This is a genomic window from Pelagicoccus mobilis (assembly GCF_016595505.1).
Classification (GTDB): Bacteria; Verrucomicrobiota; Verrucomicrobiia; order Opitutales; family Opitutaceae; genus Pelagicoccus; species Pelagicoccus mobilis.
On sequence record NZ_JAENIL010000002.1, the window covers coordinates 212,631 to 231,728 of the forward strand.

Genomic DNA, 19,098 nt, shown 5'->3' on the forward strand with positions numbered 1-19,098 from the left:
AAAGGACGCAAAGTCTTCTCAGCAAACTAGCCATAGCCCCTTTTGCCATGGCATGCGGAAGCTTTCAACCATCAGCCTCCTCTGAAGCTCGATGAATCAATTAAGCTCAAATATTCCCTCCGCAAGACTACAAGGTCGTGCCCAGCAGATCTCCTACTTTCGCATAAACCTCTAACTGTCTGGGGCCATTTTCCGCTAGATCGTCCGCAAGTTTCACTCGATCACGTTCGAACAAAGTTATGACGCACGAGCCACCAAATGCGAAATAGCCGAGCTCGTCTCCCATCTCAACCGTATCGCCTTCCTTAGCGGTCATCAAAATCGATCCCACGCAAGTCGCCCCGATCGCAATGAAGCTCACAAGTCCTAGATCCTCGGTTTCAATCACCGTCAAGACTCTCTTGTTCTCCCAAAGGTATCCCATCGACTGACGCAGAGCGATCGGGCTCACGCTGTAGAGCGGTCCGTTGATCAAGCGCTGTTCCACGATCTTTCCGGAAACCGGAGAGTGATAGCGATGGTAGTCAACCGGACACAGACGAGAAATTAGCGCCGTACCTCGCGGGTAGTTGTCTGCCAATGACACGCTCCCGAGCAGAGCCTTAACATCGAAAAACTGCCCTTTTGCAAACAGCCCCTCGACGTCCCCCAAGTTGGGAATCCCCAAATGACGAGCGTCCGCAGGCAGAGCGATCTTGCCCTCTCCAGCCACAAGCGGCCGTGCCTCAGCCTTCAATTTCCGATAAAAGAAGTCATTAAAACTCGAATACGAATCGATCGAATCCAGAAACTCGTTTTCATCTAATCCATATTCAGCGATGAACGGGCGAATTTTCTCTGCGCTTGCCGACTTGTACATACGCCAGCCGTACCAGTGCGAAAAGATCGCTCGCTTCGCCAAAAGCCAAAGCCCGATCTTCCCCATAGTCGTTTCGTAAGTCCAGCGAAGGAACCCCTCGCCATAGACCTCCTCGACCTCTTCCTGCCCGCTGTAGCGGTTATAAAAACGTATCTCCGACATCTTAACTAAATTCCAAGGAGGGCAATGCTCCGTCATTGCCGTTTTCTCTCAAGGCAATGACAGAGCATTGCCCTCCCAATTATGCAACGGAAACAAAACGAAGTTAGAACAAAAACACTCCTCAGAACTCCGCGTGTCCTGGAGTTCTTGGATACGGGATCACGTCCCGAATATTTCCAACACCCGTGATAAACATCAACAAACGCTCAAAGCCAAGTCCGAAGCCCGCGTGTGGTACGCTCCCATACTTTCTTAAGTCAACATACCACCAGTAGTCCTCTTCAGAGATACCATGCGCTTTCATGTTCTCCAGCAACAGCTCCAAGCGCTCCTCACGTTGGCTGCCCCCAACGATTTCACCGATTCCAGGCACCAAAACATCCATGGCTGCGACAGTCTTCCCATCGTCATTTGCCCGCATGTAAAACGGCTTCAGCGTTTTCGGGTAGTCGTACAGCGTGACCGGGCTCTTGAAATGCTCCTCCGTCAAGTAGCGCTCGTGCTCCGACTGCAGATTCACGCCCCACTCGACCTTGTTTTCGAATTTCTTGCCCGACGCCAACAGTATATCCACCGCCTCGGTGTAAGTCACTCGCTTGAAAGGGCGCGAAAGCACAAACTCGAGACGTTGCTTAAGCTCCTTATCCACGAAGTTGAAGAACAGCTGCAAGTCATCCTTACAGGTCTCCATCACTTCCTCGATAACGGACTTCACAAACTCCTCCGCCAAATCCATATCGCCTGCCAGATCGCAAAACGCCATCTCCGGCTCGATCATCCAAAACTCGCTCGCGTGACGGGATGTATGTGAATTCTCAGCACGGAAAGTCGGACCAAAGGTATAGATGTTCCCCAAGGCAGTCGCATAGGTTTCCCCTTCAAGCTGACCGCTGACAGTCAGATAAGTCGAGCGGCCAAAGAAATCCTGGGCGCTATCCACTTCACCTTCCTCGGTTAGAGGCGGGTTCTTCGGATCAAGCGTCGAAACGCGAAACAGCTCCCCAGCCCCTTCGCAATCGCTCGCCGTCACGATCGGCGTATGCACATAGAAAAACTGGCGGTCGTTGAAGAAGCGATGTATCGCAAAAGCCAGCTTGCTCCGAATTCTGAATACAGCCCCATAGAGATTTGTGCGCGGACGCAGGTGAGCGATCTCACGCAAGTACTCGTTGGAGTGACGTTTTTTCTGCAACGGGAAGCTATCATCGGCCGCCCCTAGCATCTCAAGAGAGCTCGCTTGAATCTCCCACATTTGCCCTTTCCCCTGCGAAGGGACCAGCTTGCCTACAACCGTGACCGACGCTCCCGTCGCGATCGGTTTCGAGTCCGCATAGCCCGTAGCATCCTCGTTCACCACGACCTGCATCGACTTCAAGCAGGAACCGTCATTTACCTCCAGGAAGAAGAAGGTCTTCGAGTCGCGTCTCGTGCGAACCCAGCCTTGAATCGTCACCTCATCCCGAGGCCCCTCACTCTTCATCAAATCAGCAATCAGCAGTCGCTTCATAAGCGATCAACAGAAGCCAAATCCCAGAGGGATGCAAGTCTAGTAGCGCGGAGCTTTAGGGCGCGACCACTCATCCTGATTAATCGCGGGCTAAAGCACCGCGCTACCTTTCTTCATTTCACTCGCCTCAACAGCACGTACGCCAGCAACGTCATAAAGACCATTGGTGACCACGCGGCCCATTGAGGAGTCAAAGCCCCCTCGCGCCCCATCGCGTTGAGGATGCTGGTCAGCATGTAGAAGGCGAAAAACAGAACGATCGACTTGGACACGCCTACCGCCGGATTCGTGCGAATCCCCGACACCGCGAACGGGATCGCGATCCCCGCCACGATCAGACAGCTGGCAGCACTCGCCATCAAGGCCTGCAAACGCACCTCGTAGGCAAGCACGCTAGGATTGTCCTCCTTGGTGAAATTGTCGGTGATCCGCTTCAGCTGCAAAAACGACAAGTCCTTCGGACGCTTGCCAAACAACAGCATCAGCTCCGGATCATCATCCAGATTCTTCGCCTCCAAACGCTCGAACGGAGGCCAGCTCTGCGCTCCCGTATCCGGATCGATAAGACGCTCGCGCCCATCGAAAAGCGACCAGTAGCCCTCTTCCTCGTTGTACCAGCCATAACGGGCCATCACTCGTCGTACTTCGCGACGCTGCTCGTCCATGATGGTGACCGTGATTCCGTAGGCCTCTTTTTTGTACTCGCTGTAGCGGTTGATAAACCACATCCGGTTCTCGTTGCGATTGTCGAAGGCGAGCCCCTCCACGATCCCGACCTCGTCGCTCTCCATTACCTGGGCCTCGCTGCGCAGACGGATCGTATTCATCAGCTGGTCCGATTGCTCGACCGACCATGGAATCAGGCTGGAGTTCAGATACCAGAGCCCCACTGAAATAAGCAGACTCGAGAGCCAAATCGACCGAGTCACCCGAAACACGCTCATCCCCGCCGCCCGCAAGGCGATGAACTCGTTGGCACGGTGCAACTGCCCCAGCGCATACAAAATGGATACGAGCACCGTCGCCGGCAGCGTAATGGTCAAAAAGCTAGGCGCGATCACCGCGTAAAACTTCAAGATCTCGCCAGTCGTCGCATCGTAGCCGATCAAATCAGTGAAGCTGTCTTGGATCTCAAAAAGTATGAGCAGCCCAAACATCGAGCCCAAAACGAGCACGAAGGCTTTGAGCCATTCAAAGAAAACATATCTGTCGGCAACGCTGAACATCCGGAATGACCAGCAACACTGCGAGCGACGTCCGCGAAGTCGAGCGGCTTTTGACTGGCGTTTCACTGCACGCTCTTTACAAAACGGACCCCAATGTCGCCTAAAGTCCCGAAAGAGTCCTGGAATTCCAGACTCGGAATTATCCTCGCCGTTGCCGGAAGCGCCGTTGGCCTTGGCAACTTCCTCAGATTCCCAGGTCAAGCTGCCCAATACGGCGGCGGCGCCTTCATGATCGCCTACTTCATCGCGCTCCTTCTCATCGGCCTGCCGATTTGCTGGGCAGAGTGGGCCATCGGACGCAAGGGCGGTCAATCCGGCCTCAACTCCAGCCCCGGCATCCTCGGAGTCGTCACCGGACAAAAACGCTACCGCTATCTCGGCGTGATCGGCGTCGTCATCCCGGTCGTCATCTACATGTACTACGTCTACATCGAAGCCTGGTGTTTGGGATACGCGGTCAACTTCGCCCGCGGGGCCATGAATTTCGAGACCGTTAAAGACGCAGGAGACTTCTGGGGCAACTTCATCGGGATCGGAGAAAACGGGTCAGCGATCGGCTTCGGCATGACCGAGGTAGGCGCTTTCCTGCTCATCGTATTCGCCCTCAACTTCTACCTCATCTACCGCGGGCTCTCCAAAGGAATCGAGCTATTCTGCAAATACGCGATGCCAACCCTCATCGTGCTAGCAGTCATCATTCTCGTACGCGTCCTGACACTTGGAGCTCCCGTAGCCGAACACCCGGAAAACAGCGTCAAAAACGGGCTCGGCTTCATGTGGAACCCCACCAAGGTCATCCTCCACGAACGCGCCTTCAACGAGGACACCGGAGTTGAAAACTGGATACCGCTCGCCGATGGCGAGGTCGTAGGCGAGAAAATGTTCGCCGAAGCCGAGGCGAAAGCCGCCGCCGATCCAAACCTCAAGCTCGTCGAAGTCGGCATGGCCAAGCAGCTAATAAACCCGCAGCTCTGGCTCGCCGCCGCCGGACAAATCTTCTTCTCCCTCTCCGTTGGCTTCGGCGTCATCATCACCTACTCTAGCTACTTAAAGAAGAAGGACGACGTCGTCCTCTCCGGACTCGCCGCCACCAGCACCAACGAATTCTGCGAGGTCGGCCTTGGCGGACTCACCACTCTCCCCGCCGGCTACGCCTTCCTCGGCATCTCCGGTGTCGCCGGCATGGGCACCTTTGGACTCGGCTTCAACGTCCTCCCAATGGTCTTTTCCGAGATGTGGGGCGGCCAATTCTTCGGATTCGCCTTCTTCTTCCTGCTCTTCCTCGCCGCGGTCACCAGCTCCCTTTCCATGCTTCAGCCGGGCATCGCATTCCTGGAAGAAGCCCTCAACATCAACCGCAAGCAATCCGTCGCCTTCCTCGGCTTCCTCACCGCGGTCGGAGCCGGCTTCATCGTCTACTTCAGCGCCGGAGTAAAAGCCCTGGATACCGTCGACTTCTGGGTCACCAACCTCCTAATGGTCGTGCTGGCGACGATTCAGATCATCATTTTCAGCTGGGTCATCGGCATTGAAAAAGGATTCGAGATCGCCCACCGCGGCGCCGCCATCCGCATCCCCAACATCTTCAAATTCGTCATGAAGTGGCTTAGCCCGCTGTTCCTCATCGTCGTATTCGGAGCATGGGTCTACAATGGCGTGCTCGGCTTCCAGTTCGGCGGCGGAGAACGCGTCTACAGTTCCTACGTGAAAGACCTCTTCATCGAGCCCAATCCAGTAGCCTGGTTCAGCGTCGGGCTCATCGCCCTCGTGGCCGGACTCATGCTGCTGCTCACCATCATCGGCAATTTCAAAGAAAACAACAAAACCAAGGAGGCATCCAAATGACACTCGGCGGCTGGATCATCATGCTCATTTCCACCCTATCCGTAACGAGCCTTTTCATCTGGTGCATCTGGAAGGTGCTCACCACGGAAGGCGAAGACGAGAAGGTGCACGGCTTCGAAATCGAAACTCCGGACACCAAATAGCGGCCCAATCTCCGCAACCTCTTTCCATACAAACCCCGTTCCACTTGGAGCGGGGTTTTCTGTAGACGGGTATTCTCCCCAGATGAGGGGAGATACCTAAAGCGAGCTTAAGCTTTTTTAACCAAAAAAGACCCTAGGAGCCTCAAGATTGATGAGCCGGCCACCGATTAACCACATGGACCGCGCCTCCGCGTGGCCACGCACCTCACTTTCAAAGGGATCCACCCACAACGCAAAATACGACCGACCTTTATGGCACAGCAAAGCACTCTCAAAACCGCTGGAGCAAAAACCGACATTCTTCTCGAAGTTGGAACCAACGAAGTAGAAGTCTTCGAATTCAACATCGCCGGACAACACTACGGCGTGAACGTCGCCAAAGTGAACCAGATCGTCCAGCGCGATCAGCTCACCATCACCCGCGCCGACTGCCCGCCAGCTGGAGTGCTCGGCAGCATCACTTTCCGCGGACAGCCGACCATGACGCTCGACCTCCGCACCATCCTCGGCGTCTACGACGAAGAGCCGGATCCAAGCCGCGCCCTCATGCTCGTCACCCAATTTAACGACCAGACAGTCGCCTTCGCCATCGACGGAGCAGAACGCATCCACCGCGTCTCATGGGACAAGTTCGAGCCGATCAGCTCCAACTTCGCTCAAGAAAATCCGTACGTAAACGGCATCATCCGCCTCGAAGACCGACTCGTCCTCATCCTCGACCTCGAGTACATTCTCACTCTCATCAATCCACGTCTCGGCATGTCCATCGATCACGATAAGATCGAAAAGATCGAGCAGGAGTTCAAACCGCGCGATCACATCAAAATCCTCTTCGCCGAAGACTCCGCCATGATCCGCAAGATGGTTCACGGACAACTCATGGACGCCGGCTTCACAAACGTCGAGCTCGCCACCAACGGAAGCGAAGCGCTCGAGAAGATCAAAGCAGCCAAGGCCGAGGCCGACGCGAACGGGCAAGACTTCAACGAGTACTACGACCTCATTCTCACTGACATCGAAATGCCAGTCATGGATGGACTCACCTTCTGCAAAAACGTGAAAGACAGTCTCCAATTGGATACGCCAGTGATCGTCTTCTCCTCCCTCATCAACGATCAGATGATCGCGAAGTGTAAGGCTGTCGGAGCAAATGGCTGGGGCACAAAGCCGAAGGTCAACCTCATCGTCGAAATCATCGATCGCATCATCGTCGAAGGCGAAGGCAGCATCGAGGATCTGCTCCAATAGCAGCCAGACAATCAACTTTCCCTCAAAAGAAACGCCCGCTACCTTCCGATAAGTAGCGGGCGTATTTGTTTTCCGAACACAGGGCCGTACTCCCCGTGCGCTAACGACTAAAAAAAGATTTAGGAGTCTTGAGGAGCAAAGCCGGCGATGCTCAAACGAAGCTCCACCTCGTCTGCTACCTTGTCTTCAGATTCTCCCGCGTTCACCCCGAAGTCGCTCCGGCTGATCGTAAAATTCGAACGGATAACCAAAATGTCGCCCGGCGTACGCTGGCGCTTGGCTAGCATGCCTTCGAGATAGGAAATCGAAACCGGTACGCTGATCTCCTTGCTCGTGCCCTTGATGCTCATGGTTCCGTGGGCCGTCCCCTTAACCTTCTTGCCGTCGCCAGACAAGTCGCTCAGGCGGCTCAACTCGAAAACGATTTCGGGATGGTTCCCTGCATCCAGCCATTTGCCGCCCATCATGTGCTCCACCATTTTCGGATTCGCTACCGATAGCGAATCGACGGCAACGACAACCTTGCCCGCAGTCTTCTCCGGAGCAGCCGGATCGAAAGACACGTTTCCCGTGATCCCCGTAGCCGTTCCATTGATCGACTCGAGTGGCGCGTCCAGGAGGAAAACGATGTTGTTCACGCCCTTAGGATCCTTCAGATCAAAATCGATCGCATGAGCAAGCGAAGCGAAGCCGAGAGCGGCAGTGGCGAGTAAGGTGGTGATGGTTTTATTCATATATTTTTTTGGTGCTAAAAATTCCAGTAGCTAGGCCGCCGACCTGCGTTCGAGCAAATTGCCCCAGAGAGAGAGAAAGAAGAAAGCAGCCACTCCGGCCCCCAGCGTCTCGATCCCTGGCAATAAAGCCTCCACCTCCTCGAAATGCTCGATCTCCAAAATCTCGTCGAAATGTCGTACCCGATAGAAAGTCTGATAGAAGCCAGCACGCGCCCCGCCGTACATCCAAAGCAAGAAGCCGAGGAGCAAAGCCCCCGTCGCCGCTGTTCGTATCACTATCGCCTTCATCGAGTTAAGATGGCGCCTTCGCCATTCATCCCAGCAAACGACGCGTCCCCCGCCCCGCATGCACCCAATTCAAAAAATCAAAAAATTGAGGCCGAGATCCCCAGAGCCAGCCTCCCATTCCCTAGCTCCCAGTTTCTTCTTGAAGCCTCCCCCCTGAGCCTTACCCATTTACCCCCTAAAATTTCCACCGAGCCACAGGAGGGCAACGCTCCGTCGTTGCCCACCCCCGTGGAAGTTTCGCGACCAAGCCAATTTTTAAGCACTTACCTAGATAAAATCATGAGCGCACAAAACACCAAAAAGCACGAGTTCAAGGCAGAGATCAAGCAGCTGCTGGATATCGTCATCCACAGCCTCTACACCGAAAAGGAGATCTTCGTCCGCGAACTCATCTCCAACGCCTCCGACGCCCTCGAAAAGCTGCGTCACCTCAAGATCACCGAGAAGGACGTTCACCAGGACGAGCTCGAGCTTGAGATCAACATCAAGACCGACGAGGAAGCCAACACCATCACCATCCAGGACTATGGTATCGGCCTCTCCCACGACGAACTCGTTCAAAACCTCGGCACCATCGCCCACTCCGGCTCCAAGCAATTCCTCGAAGCACTTAAGGAGGGCGGCGACAACAACGCAGACCTCATCGGCCAATTCGGCGTCGGCTTCTACTCCGCTTTCATGGTGGCCAAGAAGGTCGACGTCTACACGCACTCCTGGAAGTCCGACGAGCCAGGTCACGTTTGGTCATCCGACGGCGTAGGTTCCTACGACATCGAGCCATCCGACGACACCCAGCGCGGCGCCCGCATCGTCATCACTCTCGGCGACGACTACAAGGACTTCGCCAAGGCCGACCACGTCAAGGAAGTCATCAAGCGCTACTCCTCCTTCGTCCAATTCCCGATCAAGCTCAACGACGAGAAGGTCAACACCGTCGACGCCCTCTGGCTCCGCTCCAAGTCTGAAATCACCGACGAAGAGTACACCGAGTTCTACAAGTTCCAAGCCAACGCCTTCGACGAGCCACACTACCGCCTGCATTTCTCCGCAGACGCTCCGCTCGACATCAAGGCCCTAATCTTCACGCCGAAGACCAACCAAGAGCGTATCGGCATGCCACGCATCGACCCCGGCGTCGCTCTGCACTGCCGCAAGGTTCTCATCGACTCCAAGCCGACCGAGCTCCTCCCAGAGTGGCTCCGTTTCCTCAAGGGCGTCATCGACTCCGCCGACCTCCCACTCAACATCTCTCGCGAGACCATCCATGACAACGGCCTGACCCAAAAACTCAGCCGCGTCATCACCAAGCGCTACCTCAAGTTCCTCAAGGAAGAAGCTAAGAAGCGCCCCGAGCAGTACGAAGAGTTCTTCAAGAACTTCGGCGTCTACCTCAAGGAAGGTGTCGCAACAGACCTCACTTACCGCGACGACCTCGCCAAGCTCCTCTACTTCGAGTCCTCCGTGGCCGAAAAGGGCAAGACTACCAGCCTCGCTGACTACGTCTCCCGCATGAAGGAAGAGCAAAAGGAGATCTACTACCTCATCGGCCAAAACCGTGAGTCCATCGAGTCCGGCCCTTACCTCGAAGGCTTCAAGGCCCGCGGTTTGGAAGTCCTCTTCCTCTACGAGCCAATCGACGAATACGTCATGGCCAATCTCGGCCAGTTCGAGGAAAAGCAGCTCGTATCCATCGACCAAGGCGACATCAAGCTCGACGACGCGCCAAAACCAGAAGGCGAAGCCCTCTCCGAAGACGAGTCCAAGGCCCTCTGCGAGTGGCTCAAGACCGCCATCGGCGACCGCGTCAAGGAAGTCAAAGTCTCAGACCGCCTCGTTGACAGCCCAGTCATGGCCCTCTCGCCAGACGCCATGTCCACCCAGATGCGCCGCATGATGCGACAGATGGGCCAAGACAATCCACTCCCAGTGGAAGTGCTCTTCGAGATCAACCCACGCCACGAGCTCATCAAGAATCTGAATACACAGCGCGCATCCAACGAGGACCTCGCCAAGCTCATCGCTCAGCAGTCCTTCGACAACGCTCTGGTAGCCGCCGGTCTCATGGAAGATCCTAAGGACATGGTAGCCCGCATGTACCAGATCCTAGAACAAGCCGCCACCAAATAGGAGGGCAACGTGTCTTCACTCTGTTCGAGTGTCGTCATTTCATTCCTCGGTACCGTCGTTGCCAACAACCAAGGTAACGTCTCTCCCAGCGGCCAACACCCACCACCACTCTCCAAGCCCGGTTCGCCAAAACGACCCGGGCTTTTTCTTACGCTCCGCAAGCTCTTGCACTCCTAAACCGTTGTCTGTCACACGAGCTGGAACAAATGGAAGCACCTCCGCAACAATCCAACCCACGTCCTCCATACAGCCTACCCAAACTCGCCCTGCTCGCCTTCCTTGCGATGCTTGCCTTCGCCGGCAACTCTATCCTCTGCCGTCTCGCCCTTTCTAGCGAATCCATCGATCCTGCAAGTTTCACAACTCTACGTCTCGCATCAGGAGCTACCCTCCTCGCATTGCTCGTATCCAAAAAAAGCAACCACCCCTCAAACAACGGAAGCTGGCGGTCCGCCCTTACCCTCCTCGCCTACTCAGCAACCTTCTCTTTCGCCTACGTCGACCTTCACGCTGGAGTTGGAGCTCTGCTACAGTTCACTTTCGTACAGGCAACCATGATCGGCTACGGCCTCATGCGTGGCGAAAAGCTTTCCATCCTACAATCCCTCGGGATAATGGCTGCGATCACCGGAGTCACACTTCTCCTACTACCGGGCCTGCAGAACACGCCGCCGCTTATTCCCTCAACCTTAATGGCTGGGGCCGGCATATCATGGGGCTTGTATTCAATATTTGGACGCTCCTCAAAAAAGCCAATCCAAGATACCGCCGGCAATTTCCTAAAGACACTCCCCATTGCCATTCTCATTTCCCTGATCTACTGGCCAGACTTCCACCTCACCCTCTACGGATTCACTCTGGCGGTAGCCTCTGGAGCCATCGCCTCCGGCTTAGGCTACGCTCTTTGGTACACGATCCTCCCGCACCTCAAAACCACCACTGCCGCCACACTTCAGCTCTCCGTCCCAGCAATTGCGACACTGGTCGGTGCGACCTTCCTCCTAGAACCTCTAGATAGCAGAACAATCATCGCTACGATCACGATTCTTGGTGGCATTTGGATCTACCTCTCACGCCCCTCAAAAGACCGAGCGTAGGAACCGCCCACTTAAATTAGCACGCATTCAAGGCTCCCCTTCATGAGCCGTTAGAAAAAGAGCCACCATCATGCTCATCTACCTAACCATCGTATCCGCAGCCTGTATCCTTATGGCGATTACACTTCTAGCCCGACGGATCCACTATCTTCTGAGCGGAACTAGAACCAATGGTGAATTCGTTGGCTGGCATACACGAGGTCTCGGAAGGCCCTACTACCATGCGACCATCCGCTTCACCGACAGAAAAGGCGACGTACACGAGTTCGTGAGCAACATCGGCAGTAGCAAAAAAAGAGAACCCGCCGCCACATACCCAGTGGTTTACACGAGCAATGCCCCCGAAAAAGCCATGCACTTCTCCCTTCTTGCCTACTGGTCCCCCGTCCTCGCATTCCTAGCGATCGGAGCAGGAGCTGCCATCCCTGTTCTTCGGGAATACAACCTCATTGCCTAGTAGCGTCCGCTGTCCCCAGCGGACACCCACGCCCCCATTTCCACAAGCCCGGTTCGCCCACGCCCCCGGGCTTTTTCATGCCCGAACGAATAAAATCCGTAACCAATCCGTCCCACCGGGTATCCAGCAAAGTACGAACCATCCTAAGCTATGAAAAAAACACCTCTTATCGCCACCACCCTCATCGCCGCTTCACTTTTAGGAACCGGCTGCACCATCATCTCCAGCCATTCTAAGACCCACGTCTCCGGCACCACCGTGAATCAGGAAACCCTCTCGAAAGTCGAGCCCGGCTACACGAGCAAAAGCTGGCTCATCTCCGCCCTCGGCGAGCCCAACAGCATCACTCCTCCAAGCTCGGAAGATGGCGTCGAAATCCTCCGCTACACCAGCAAGCAAGTAACCGACCGCCACGCTCATCTTCTTCTGATCTTCAACGACCACAGCACCAACGTTAAAGAGGAAACCTACCTCTTCGAATTCAAAGACGGCATCCTCAACCGCTATTGGAAGGAAGTCAGCAAACGCTAAGTCAGTACAGGTGGCCGAGTCACAACCCGACGAATGCCACACGCAAAAAAAAGACGCGACCCCAACTTGGAGTCGCGTCTCTAAATTTTAAATACAGAGCGTTCTAATCGAAGATCTTCTTCGCTTTTTCAAAAAAACCCTTCGGCTCGTCACCATCTTCCTCGTCGTCTTCCGCGTCTCCGCAAGCCAAGGCAAACTCCTCGAGCTTCTGGCGTTGCTCGGAAGTGAGCGACTTTGGCACCTCGATCTTTACGCGCACCATCTGGTCGCCGTAGTAGCCGCCACGCAGGCTCGGCATCCCCTTCCCCTTCAAACGGAAAGTAGTGCCTGACTGTGTCCCGGCTGGGATCTTGAGACTCGCCTTGCCGCTAAGCGTCGGCACCTCGATCATGCCACCGAGAGTCGCGAGGGTAAATTTGATCGGAATCTCGCAGTACAGATTCTCGTCCTGGCGATCGAAAACGTCGTGATCGCGAACGTGCAGCACAATGTAAAGGTCACCGGTCGGCCCGCCATGCGTACCCGCTTCACCATTACCGGCCGAGCGGAGCTTCGATCCGGTATCAACACCTGGCGGCACCTTAACCTTGATCTTGGTCGTCTCGTTTACGCGACCTTCACCGCCACACGAGGAACATGGCTTCTCGATTTTCTGCCCGCTTCCATTACAGGTCGGACAAGTCTGGCGTACCGAGAAAAAGCCTTTGGACGCAGTTACCTGGCCATGACCACCACAGGTCGGACAAGTCGTTACGCCGCTGCCTGGCTCCGCGCCGGATCCATTACACTTGCTACACGAAGTCGGCTTGCGAAATGAAATCTCCTTTTCGACACCCTTTGCCGCCTCTTCCAAGTCGATCTCGAGATCGTAGCGAAGATCGGAACCGCGAGTCGCCCCGCCACGGCCACGGCCGCGACCACCGCCGCCTCCGCCACCGAAAAACTCTTCGAAGATGCTTCCGCCACCTCCGCCACCGCCGAAGACCTCGCTAAAGATATCAAACGGATCGTGGAACGGACCACCGGCGCCAGCACCGCCTCCGCCACCCATGCCACCACTGAAAGCAGCGTGGCCATAGCGATCGTAAGCAGCGCGCTTTTGCTCGTCCTTGAGAACTTCGTAAGCCTCGGAAACCTTCTTAAAGTTCTCCTCCGCTTCCTTGTTCCCAGGATTCTTGTCCGGGTGATACTTAACCGCCATCTTGCGGTAAGCCTTCTTGAGCTCGTCCTTGGTCGCTTGCTTGCTGACCCCGAGCAGTTCGTAATAATCCTCTTTCACTAGTCTAGATTCCTCCCAATTCCGTTAAAGTGACTATTCCTCGCCTTCCTTCGCAGGACCACCGCTTACCACCACGTTAGCGGGGCGAACGAGACGACCGTTGAGCGTGAAGCCCTTGCGCATGAGCGTAAGCACCTTGCCCTCTTCGACCTCGTCGCTCGGCTGCGTCTGGAACGCTTCCGCCACATTCGGATCAAAATCGTCTCCCTTGCCAGGAGCTACCTCTGCAATGCCGTTGTCCTCAAGCAGCGTTTTGAACTGCGTCATGACCATCTGAATACCCTGAACCACAATCTTGGGGTCCGAAGTTTGTTCCGCCGACATGAGCCCCAAACCGAGATTGTCGTACACCGGCAAGAAATCCTCAAGCAGACCGGAGATCGCGTACTGCTTCAGGTCGTCCTTCTCGCGCATCACGCGACGACGGTAGGTGTCGAGGTCAGCCACCGCACGCAGGTAATTGTTATAGTTGTCGGAAGCTTCCTTCTTGGCCGCTTCGAGCTGCTCCTCGATGGTCAACTCCTTGGGCTCTTCCGCAGCCTCATCCGCTGTTTCTTCAGCAGCGTTTTCAGCCGCCTCTTCTGCAGACGCTTCCGCAGCCTCGGCGTTTTGCTCCTCAGCAACCGCCTCTTCCTTGTCTTCTACTTCTGGTGTGTCCTTAGCGTTTTCCATAGCCAAACTGTGATTCTCTAGATCAGTTGCCGAGGGAATCAAAGAGAAATTCGACAAGGTCGAGCCCCTTTTTAGTCCCCGCAGCCAATTGAGCAATTTCCGGAGCATACCGGATAAAGAGCTCACCCTACTGAACCGGCAATGAGCCGACCCTCCGCGCAAGCTCGAAAAGCGGACCGAAAATGTCTCGCGACTGTTCCAAATCGTGCAGCTCCGTGTCCAGCGAGACCCGAAGCGATCGACTGCGCGGAACGATCTGGCTATTGTCCACAAAGGTCAGCTCATCAACGACTAGCCGGACCTTCTCCGCAAAAAACGGCAACGGATCGCCATCCTCCGCATCCGCAAACAAGCGCCCTGCGAACGCGTCCAAATTCAGCCTCCCCCCTTCGTTCACCACCAAAGTCGCCCGCGGAATATACAACTCCATATCGTAGATCCAGATCTCGCTCCGCCCCATCGCCGGCAAACTGGCGTTCATCTCGAGACGAGCGATCTCCATCAACGGAGCGCCGCCCCCATAAGCGCTCGGATTGCCGATCACCACGTTTTCCCCGGTTACGGTCAGACCAAAGGGATCGACCACCAGAACCTCCGCATCCACCGGAAATCCCGTACGCGCTTCGATCTCCAGCTCCAGAGCGTCCGGAGACAGCAACATCCACCCCAACACCCCAAGAGCCGACGTGAACGTCAGCAAGGCAACCGCCGACTTAAACACGCCACCTCGCCGACTGCGAAAACGGGAATTCTGAAGGGACTTGCGCATCAGTACCTTACAACCACACAAGACCACGGAAACACAAGTAGTTTTGCTAGGACTCGATCGCCGGGCAAGCCGCAACGACCTCTCAAGAATCACGGACCGCCCGGTAGTCGGTCCCTACCTTGTCAAGTTGCCTACACGAAACGCTCCGTTACCAAAAACGCCGCCCCAGGCTCACCGGTAACTTCCCAAGCCGTGTCCGCAGCTAAGAGAACATTGTCCCCACGCGAAACCTCGACCCCATTCGCGAGCACCTTGCCGTCCACAGGGCTGAGCAAACGTCCTTCGCCTGCCGGAATCGAAACCGTCCCCTGCTCCTCGCTAAGCGTGTACTTCACCAAACGAAACTCCTTACAGTCCGCGAGCACCACTTCGGCCCCGTCGCTCTGCATCGCGCTCGGCTCGAAATCGTTCCATTCGATGCTCACAAGCGACTCCTCGATATGCAGCTGACGCGGAGAACCGTCCAAGCCCACGCGTCCCCAGTCATACACACGGTAGGTCGTATCCGAGTTCTGCTGGATCTCCAAAATCAGATTGCCCGCATCAATCGCGTGTAAACGCCCGCTTTCGACCAGAATCGAATCGCCCGGCTTCACCGGAAAGCGGTGGATACACTCTTCAAGCGTGCCGTCATTGATGCGTTTTTCGAACTCCTCCCGCGTCGCCCCATTTTTCAGGCCCACGATGAGAGACGAGTCCTCCTTGCAGTCAGCGATGTACCAGTTCTCCGTCTTCGGCTCGCCATTGAGCTGCGGAGCGACCTCCGCCGGCGGGTGAACCTGCAGGCTCAAGCGATCCGCGCAATCGAGCCATTTCACCAAAATCGGAAACGGACGCTCCGGATCGTAACCTTCGCCCATAATCGCTGTCGCATTCCCAGAAATGAGCTCCCGAATCGTCTTCCCGTCAAAATCGCCGCCCGACACGACCGACTGCGCTTCCGGCCGGTCGACCACTTCCCACGCCTCGCCGATCACTTTGCCTTCCGGCAAATCTCGGCCAAGCGCGTCGCTCAGGTTTCGGGCGCCCCAGACGCGTTCTTGATAGATAGGTTTGAAGAAGATTGGTGCCGTCATAATCAAGGAGATACGACCAAACCAAAGCCCCGCCCCCTTCCTAAAACAAGCCGTAAATGCCCTCTCCCCCACAAACTCCCGTTACCCTGTTAACCCAACTCAAATCCCTTCCTACCAATCTCAAGAAAACTCCGATTTCCCTTCTCGTGGTAGGGCGGCATCGCCGAGGACGCCGCAATGCAGGAGAAAACCTCCAGACACCAGCGGCTCTCTCGGCCATTCGACTCGCTCATAACGAGCGAGAGAGCCCTACCTTTCTCAAAGAGTTTAATTGCAAACCCGCCTCAAACCCATCTTCTCCCCTCTAGCCAAAAGGTAGCGGCCGTTGTCCCCAACGGCCACCTCTCCCAACGTTCTTCAAAAAGATAGCGACCACCGCTCGCCTCGCCTTAGCTTCAAGCGAAGGCGGGTCCCCAACGGCCATCCACTCCCAACTTTCTTTATCAAACAAAAGTCTTTCAGACTCAGAGTTCTCTCCTCTATCCTCCCTTTCCCTTTACAAATGGCGAAAAAGCGAACTTCGACCAAACAACCTGAATCCGACATCAAGCAAGCAAGCATGCGCAGCCGCTTCCTCTGGGCTGGCCTCTGCTTTCTCACCGCAGTCTTGCTCGCGCTCGCCCTAGGCGACTACACCCCGTACCAAGTCTCCATCGGCCGCTCCGTCGGGTCCACGAATCCCAACGAACACAACATGGTCGGTATCCTCGGCGCGGAATCCGCCGAGCTCCTGATCGCCGCCTTTGGACGCATGTCCTGGTTCGTCCCTCTCTTCATCGGCTGGCTCGGCGGCGCCTTCCTCGCTCGCGACCGACGCAACAAGATCATCCTCACCTGCGTCATGATCGTCGCCATGATCACCGGCTCCGGACTCTTCACCTCCACCGGCAACACCTTCGCCAATCCGGAAGTCTACGTCACCGGAGCCGGAGGAGCCACCGGAAACCTCCTCTACAACCAACTTCTCCACGCCTACGTCGGCACCGTCGGCTCCGCCGTCATCCTCGGAGCCATCTACCTGGGCTGTCTCGTCGGCATCGTTTTCCCGAGCATGCCGGAATCGGGCGACTTCTTCAAAAACGCCTTCGCCCAATGGTCCGAACGCCGGGCCGCTGCCAAGGAAGAACGAGCCGAAGCCAAACGCCTCGCCAAACTCGCCGCCAAGGAAGAGAAAGAAAAACTCAAAGCCGAAAAAGCCGAGGCCCGCCGCCTCATCAAGGAAGAAAAAGAGGCCACCAAAGCCCTCATCCGCGAAGCCAAAGGCAAGAAAGCCCTCGAAGCCGAAGTCGACCCGGAGCCAGTCATCAAAGTCAATATGCCGGCCAAAAAGAAGGCCGCCGCCAAACCCGAGCCCGTCGAGGAACCCGAAAAGCCAAAGAAAAAGCTCTCCGAAGTCCTCACCATCGTCGCCCCGGAAAAAACCAAAAAAGCCCGAGCCGCCCTCCCCGTGGCCTCTGGCGACTACACTTTCCCGAAGCTCGACATCCTCGCCGAACTGGAAGCGCCCGAAGGAGCCAACTCCGAAGAAGAGCACACCGAAAACGCCGAACGCCTCAAGCAGACCCTCAAGGAGTTCGGAGTCGACGTCACCATGGGCGAAATCCACATCGGCCCGGTCATCACACGCTACGAGGTGTATCCTGCTCCTGGAGTCCGCGTCGAAAAGATCGCCAACCTCGACAAGAATATCGCCCTCGGCATGCGAGCCGCCTCCGTGCGTATCCTCGCCCCCGTCCCGGGCAAAGGCTGCGTAGGGATCGAAGTTCCCAACCAGGTCCCCATGCCAGTCGGCATCCGCGAAATCCTCGAATCCGAAGACTGGGTTAAGTCCAAAGCGGAAATCCCCATCGCCCTCGGCCGCGACGTATCCGGAAAACCGATCATTTCCGACCTCACCAAGATGCCTCACTTGCTCATCGCAGGTGCCACCGGTGCGGGTAAGACAGTTTGTATCAACGCGATCATTACCTCGCTGCTCTTCCACTCCAGTCCCGAAAACCTCCGCTTCATCATGGTCGACCCGAAGATCGTGGAAATGAAGGTTTTCAACTCCCTCCCGCACATGCTTATTCCGGTCGTCACCGACCCGAAGAAGGTACCGGGCGCCCTCAAGTGGCTGCTCAACGAGATGGAGTCCCGCTACGAAATGTTCGCCAAATGCGGCGTGCGTAACATCGCCGGCTTCAACGGACGCAAGAAGCCAGAAAAGGAAAAGACCGAAGACGAGAAGTTCGAAGAGCAGATCCAGGAAGAGCTCGAGATCAAGGTCCCACGCGACGAAGGCGTACTCGACGAAATCCCAGACAAGCTCCCGTACATCGTTTGTATCGTGGACGAGCTTGCCGACCTCATGATGGTCGCCCCTGCCGACATCGAAACCGGCATCGCCCGCCTCGCTCAGCTCGCCCGTGCCGCCGGTATCCACCTCGTGCTCGCCACCCAGCGCCCGTCGGTCAACGTCATCACCGGCGTCATCAAGGCCAACTTGCCTTGTCGTATCTCTTTCCAAGTTTCCTCCAAGATCGACTCCCGCACCATCCTCGACGGCGGCGGAGCCGAGCAGCTCATCGGCCGAGGCGACATGCTCTTCTCCCCTCCTGGCTCCTCACGCCTCGTACGTTCCCAAGGCGCCTTCGTGTCCGACGAAGAAATCGCCGACATCGTCGAATTCCTCAAAACCAACGGCCCACCAAAGTTCGCCGAAGAGGTGCAGAAACAAATCGAAGCCGGCGACGAGCTCGATCTCACCGGCGGCGGCGATGATGGCGACGGAGGCGGAGACGAACTCTTCACCAAAGCCATCGACGTCCTACGCTCTACCAAACGCGCCTCGACCTCCATGCTCCAGCGACGCCTCCGCATCGGCTACAACCGCGCCGCCAACCTCATGGACCAGCTCGAAGACCGCGGCATCGTAGGCCCCGAAAACGGCTCCAGCCCGCGCGAGATACTAGTCGACCTAGACTCAATGTAAGCAAAATCCTCTATGTTTTGTAAGATCTCGTGACAAAAAACGGATCCGCACCGCCCCATCCCTAAAAACCTCTGAATCAACAACTTTCAACTCACCTGCAAGTT

At 56.1% G+C, this 19,098-nt stretch carries 17 protein-coding genes; 8 read left to right on the forward strand and 9 right to left on the reverse strand.

All coding sequences use genetic code 11. The annotated features are described in order from the left end of the window. Window positions 1-127: 127 nt before the first annotated feature. The 3 genes from asd to JIN87_RS01540 form a co-directional block, all read right to left on the reverse strand. The gene (gene asd, locus JIN87_RS01530; protein ID WP_200353742.1) at window positions 128-1,021 is read right to left on the reverse strand and encodes an archaetidylserine decarboxylase; all 894 of its coding nucleotides are present in this window, start codon (window positions 1,019-1,021) and stop codon (window positions 128-130) included. A gap of 121 nt (window positions 1,022-1,142) precedes the next feature. Continuing rightward, window positions 1,143-2,528, reverse strand: coding sequence for an asparagine--tRNA ligase (asnS, locus tag JIN87_RS01535; protein WP_200353743.1), 1,386 nt, complete (start codon window positions 2,526-2,528; stop codon window positions 1,143-1,145). 113 nt (window positions 2,529-2,641) lie between these two features. Further along, complete coding sequence (locus tag JIN87_RS01540; RefSeq protein ID WP_200353744.1) at window positions 2,642-3,820, reverse strand: LptF/LptG family permease; 1,179 nt, start codon at window positions 3,818-3,820, stop codon at window positions 2,642-2,644. A gap of 27 nt (window positions 3,821-3,847) precedes the next feature. Between JIN87_RS01540 and JIN87_RS01545 the strand changes: the two genes are divergently transcribed. From JIN87_RS01545 to JIN87_RS01555, 3 genes are all read left to right on the forward strand, one after another. Continuing rightward, on the forward strand, window positions 3,848-5,599 hold the full coding sequence (locus JIN87_RS01545; protein WP_200353745.1) for an SLC5/6 family protein: 1,752 nt from the start codon (window positions 3,848-3,850) through the stop codon (window positions 5,597-5,599). Then, complete coding sequence (locus JIN87_RS01550) at window positions 5,596-5,742, forward strand: hypothetical protein (protein ID WP_200353778.1); 147 nt, start codon at window positions 5,596-5,598, stop codon at window positions 5,740-5,742. The genes JIN87_RS01545 and JIN87_RS01550 overlap by 4 nt, the downstream gene beginning before the upstream one ends. Window positions 5,743-5,994: 252 nt before the next feature. Next, window positions 5,995-6,990, forward strand: a complete 996-nt coding sequence (locus JIN87_RS01555; RefSeq protein WP_200353746.1) for a chemotaxis protein — start codon at window positions 5,995-5,997, stop codon at window positions 6,988-6,990. Window positions 6,991-7,109: 119 nt separating this feature from the next. Here JIN87_RS01555 and JIN87_RS01560 read toward each other — a convergent pair whose 3' ends face one another. Further along, complete coding sequence (locus tag JIN87_RS01560) at window positions 7,110-7,724, reverse strand: YceI family protein (RefSeq protein ID WP_200353747.1); 615 nt, start codon at window positions 7,722-7,724, stop codon at window positions 7,110-7,112. Between the two features lie 30 nt (window positions 7,725-7,754). Next, window positions 7,755-8,012 carry a hypothetical protein gene (locus JIN87_RS01565; RefSeq protein WP_200353748.1) on the reverse strand — a complete coding sequence of 86 codons (258 nt, stop codon included), beginning with the start codon at window positions 8,010-8,012 and terminating at the stop codon, window positions 7,755-7,757. Window positions 8,013-8,291: 279 nt separating this feature from the next. Between JIN87_RS01565 and htpG the strand changes: the two genes are divergently transcribed. The 4 genes from htpG to JIN87_RS01585 all read left to right on the forward strand — a co-directional run bounded on the left by htpG (window position 8,292) and on the right by JIN87_RS01585 (window position 12,224). Next, entirely contained in the window at window positions 8,292-10,139 is a 1,848-nt protein-coding gene (gene htpG / locus JIN87_RS01570) for a molecular chaperone HtpG (RefSeq protein ID WP_200353749.1), read from the forward strand. 206 nt (window positions 10,140-10,345) lie between these two features. Beyond that, on the forward strand, window positions 10,346-11,236 hold the full coding sequence (locus JIN87_RS01575) for a DMT family transporter (protein WP_200353750.1): 891 nt from the start codon (window positions 10,346-10,348) through the stop codon (window positions 11,234-11,236). A gap of 70 nt (window positions 11,237-11,306) precedes the next feature. Further along, window positions 11,307-11,693: a DUF3592 domain-containing protein gene (locus JIN87_RS01580; RefSeq protein ID WP_200353751.1), complete on the forward strand. Its 387-nt coding sequence runs from the start codon at window positions 11,307-11,309 to the stop codon at window positions 11,691-11,693. Window positions 11,694-11,843: 150 nt separating this feature from the next. Beyond that, window positions 11,844-12,224 (forward strand): hypothetical protein, encoded by a 381-nt coding sequence (locus JIN87_RS01585; protein WP_200353752.1) that lies wholly within the window; start codon window positions 11,844-11,846, stop codon window positions 12,222-12,224. A 103-nt stretch (window positions 12,225-12,327) separates the two neighbouring features. Here the strand turns inward: JIN87_RS01585 and dnaJ are convergent, their stop codons facing one another. The 4 genes from dnaJ to JIN87_RS01605 form a co-directional block, all read right to left on the reverse strand. Then, window positions 12,328-13,503, reverse strand: coding sequence for a molecular chaperone DnaJ (gene dnaJ / locus JIN87_RS01590; RefSeq protein WP_200353753.1), 1,176 nt, complete (start codon window positions 13,501-13,503; stop codon window positions 12,328-12,330). 33 nt (window positions 13,504-13,536) lie between these two features. Then, entirely contained in the window at window positions 13,537-14,175 is a 639-nt protein-coding gene (locus JIN87_RS01595) for a nucleotide exchange factor GrpE (RefSeq protein WP_200353754.1), read from the reverse strand. A 127-nt stretch (window positions 14,176-14,302) separates the two neighbouring features. Continuing rightward, entirely contained in the window at window positions 14,303-14,944 is a 642-nt protein-coding gene (locus JIN87_RS01600; protein WP_200353755.1) for an AsmA family protein, read from the reverse strand. Window positions 14,945-15,075: 131 nt separating this feature from the next. Then, window positions 15,076-16,020 carry a type I phosphomannose isomerase catalytic subunit gene (locus tag JIN87_RS01605; protein ID WP_200353756.1) on the reverse strand — a complete coding sequence of 315 codons (945 nt, stop codon included), beginning with the start codon at window positions 16,018-16,020 and terminating at the stop codon, window positions 15,076-15,078. 502 nt (window positions 16,021-16,522) lie between these two features. On the opposite strand from JIN87_RS01605, the gene JIN87_RS01610 reads away from it, so the two are divergent. Then, window positions 16,523-18,994 carry an FtsK/SpoIIIE family DNA translocase gene (locus JIN87_RS01610; RefSeq protein ID WP_200353757.1) on the forward strand — a complete coding sequence of 824 codons (2,472 nt, stop codon included), beginning with the start codon at window positions 16,523-16,525 and terminating at the stop codon, window positions 18,992-18,994. The last annotated feature ends 104 nt before the right edge of the window (window positions 18,995-19,098 follow it).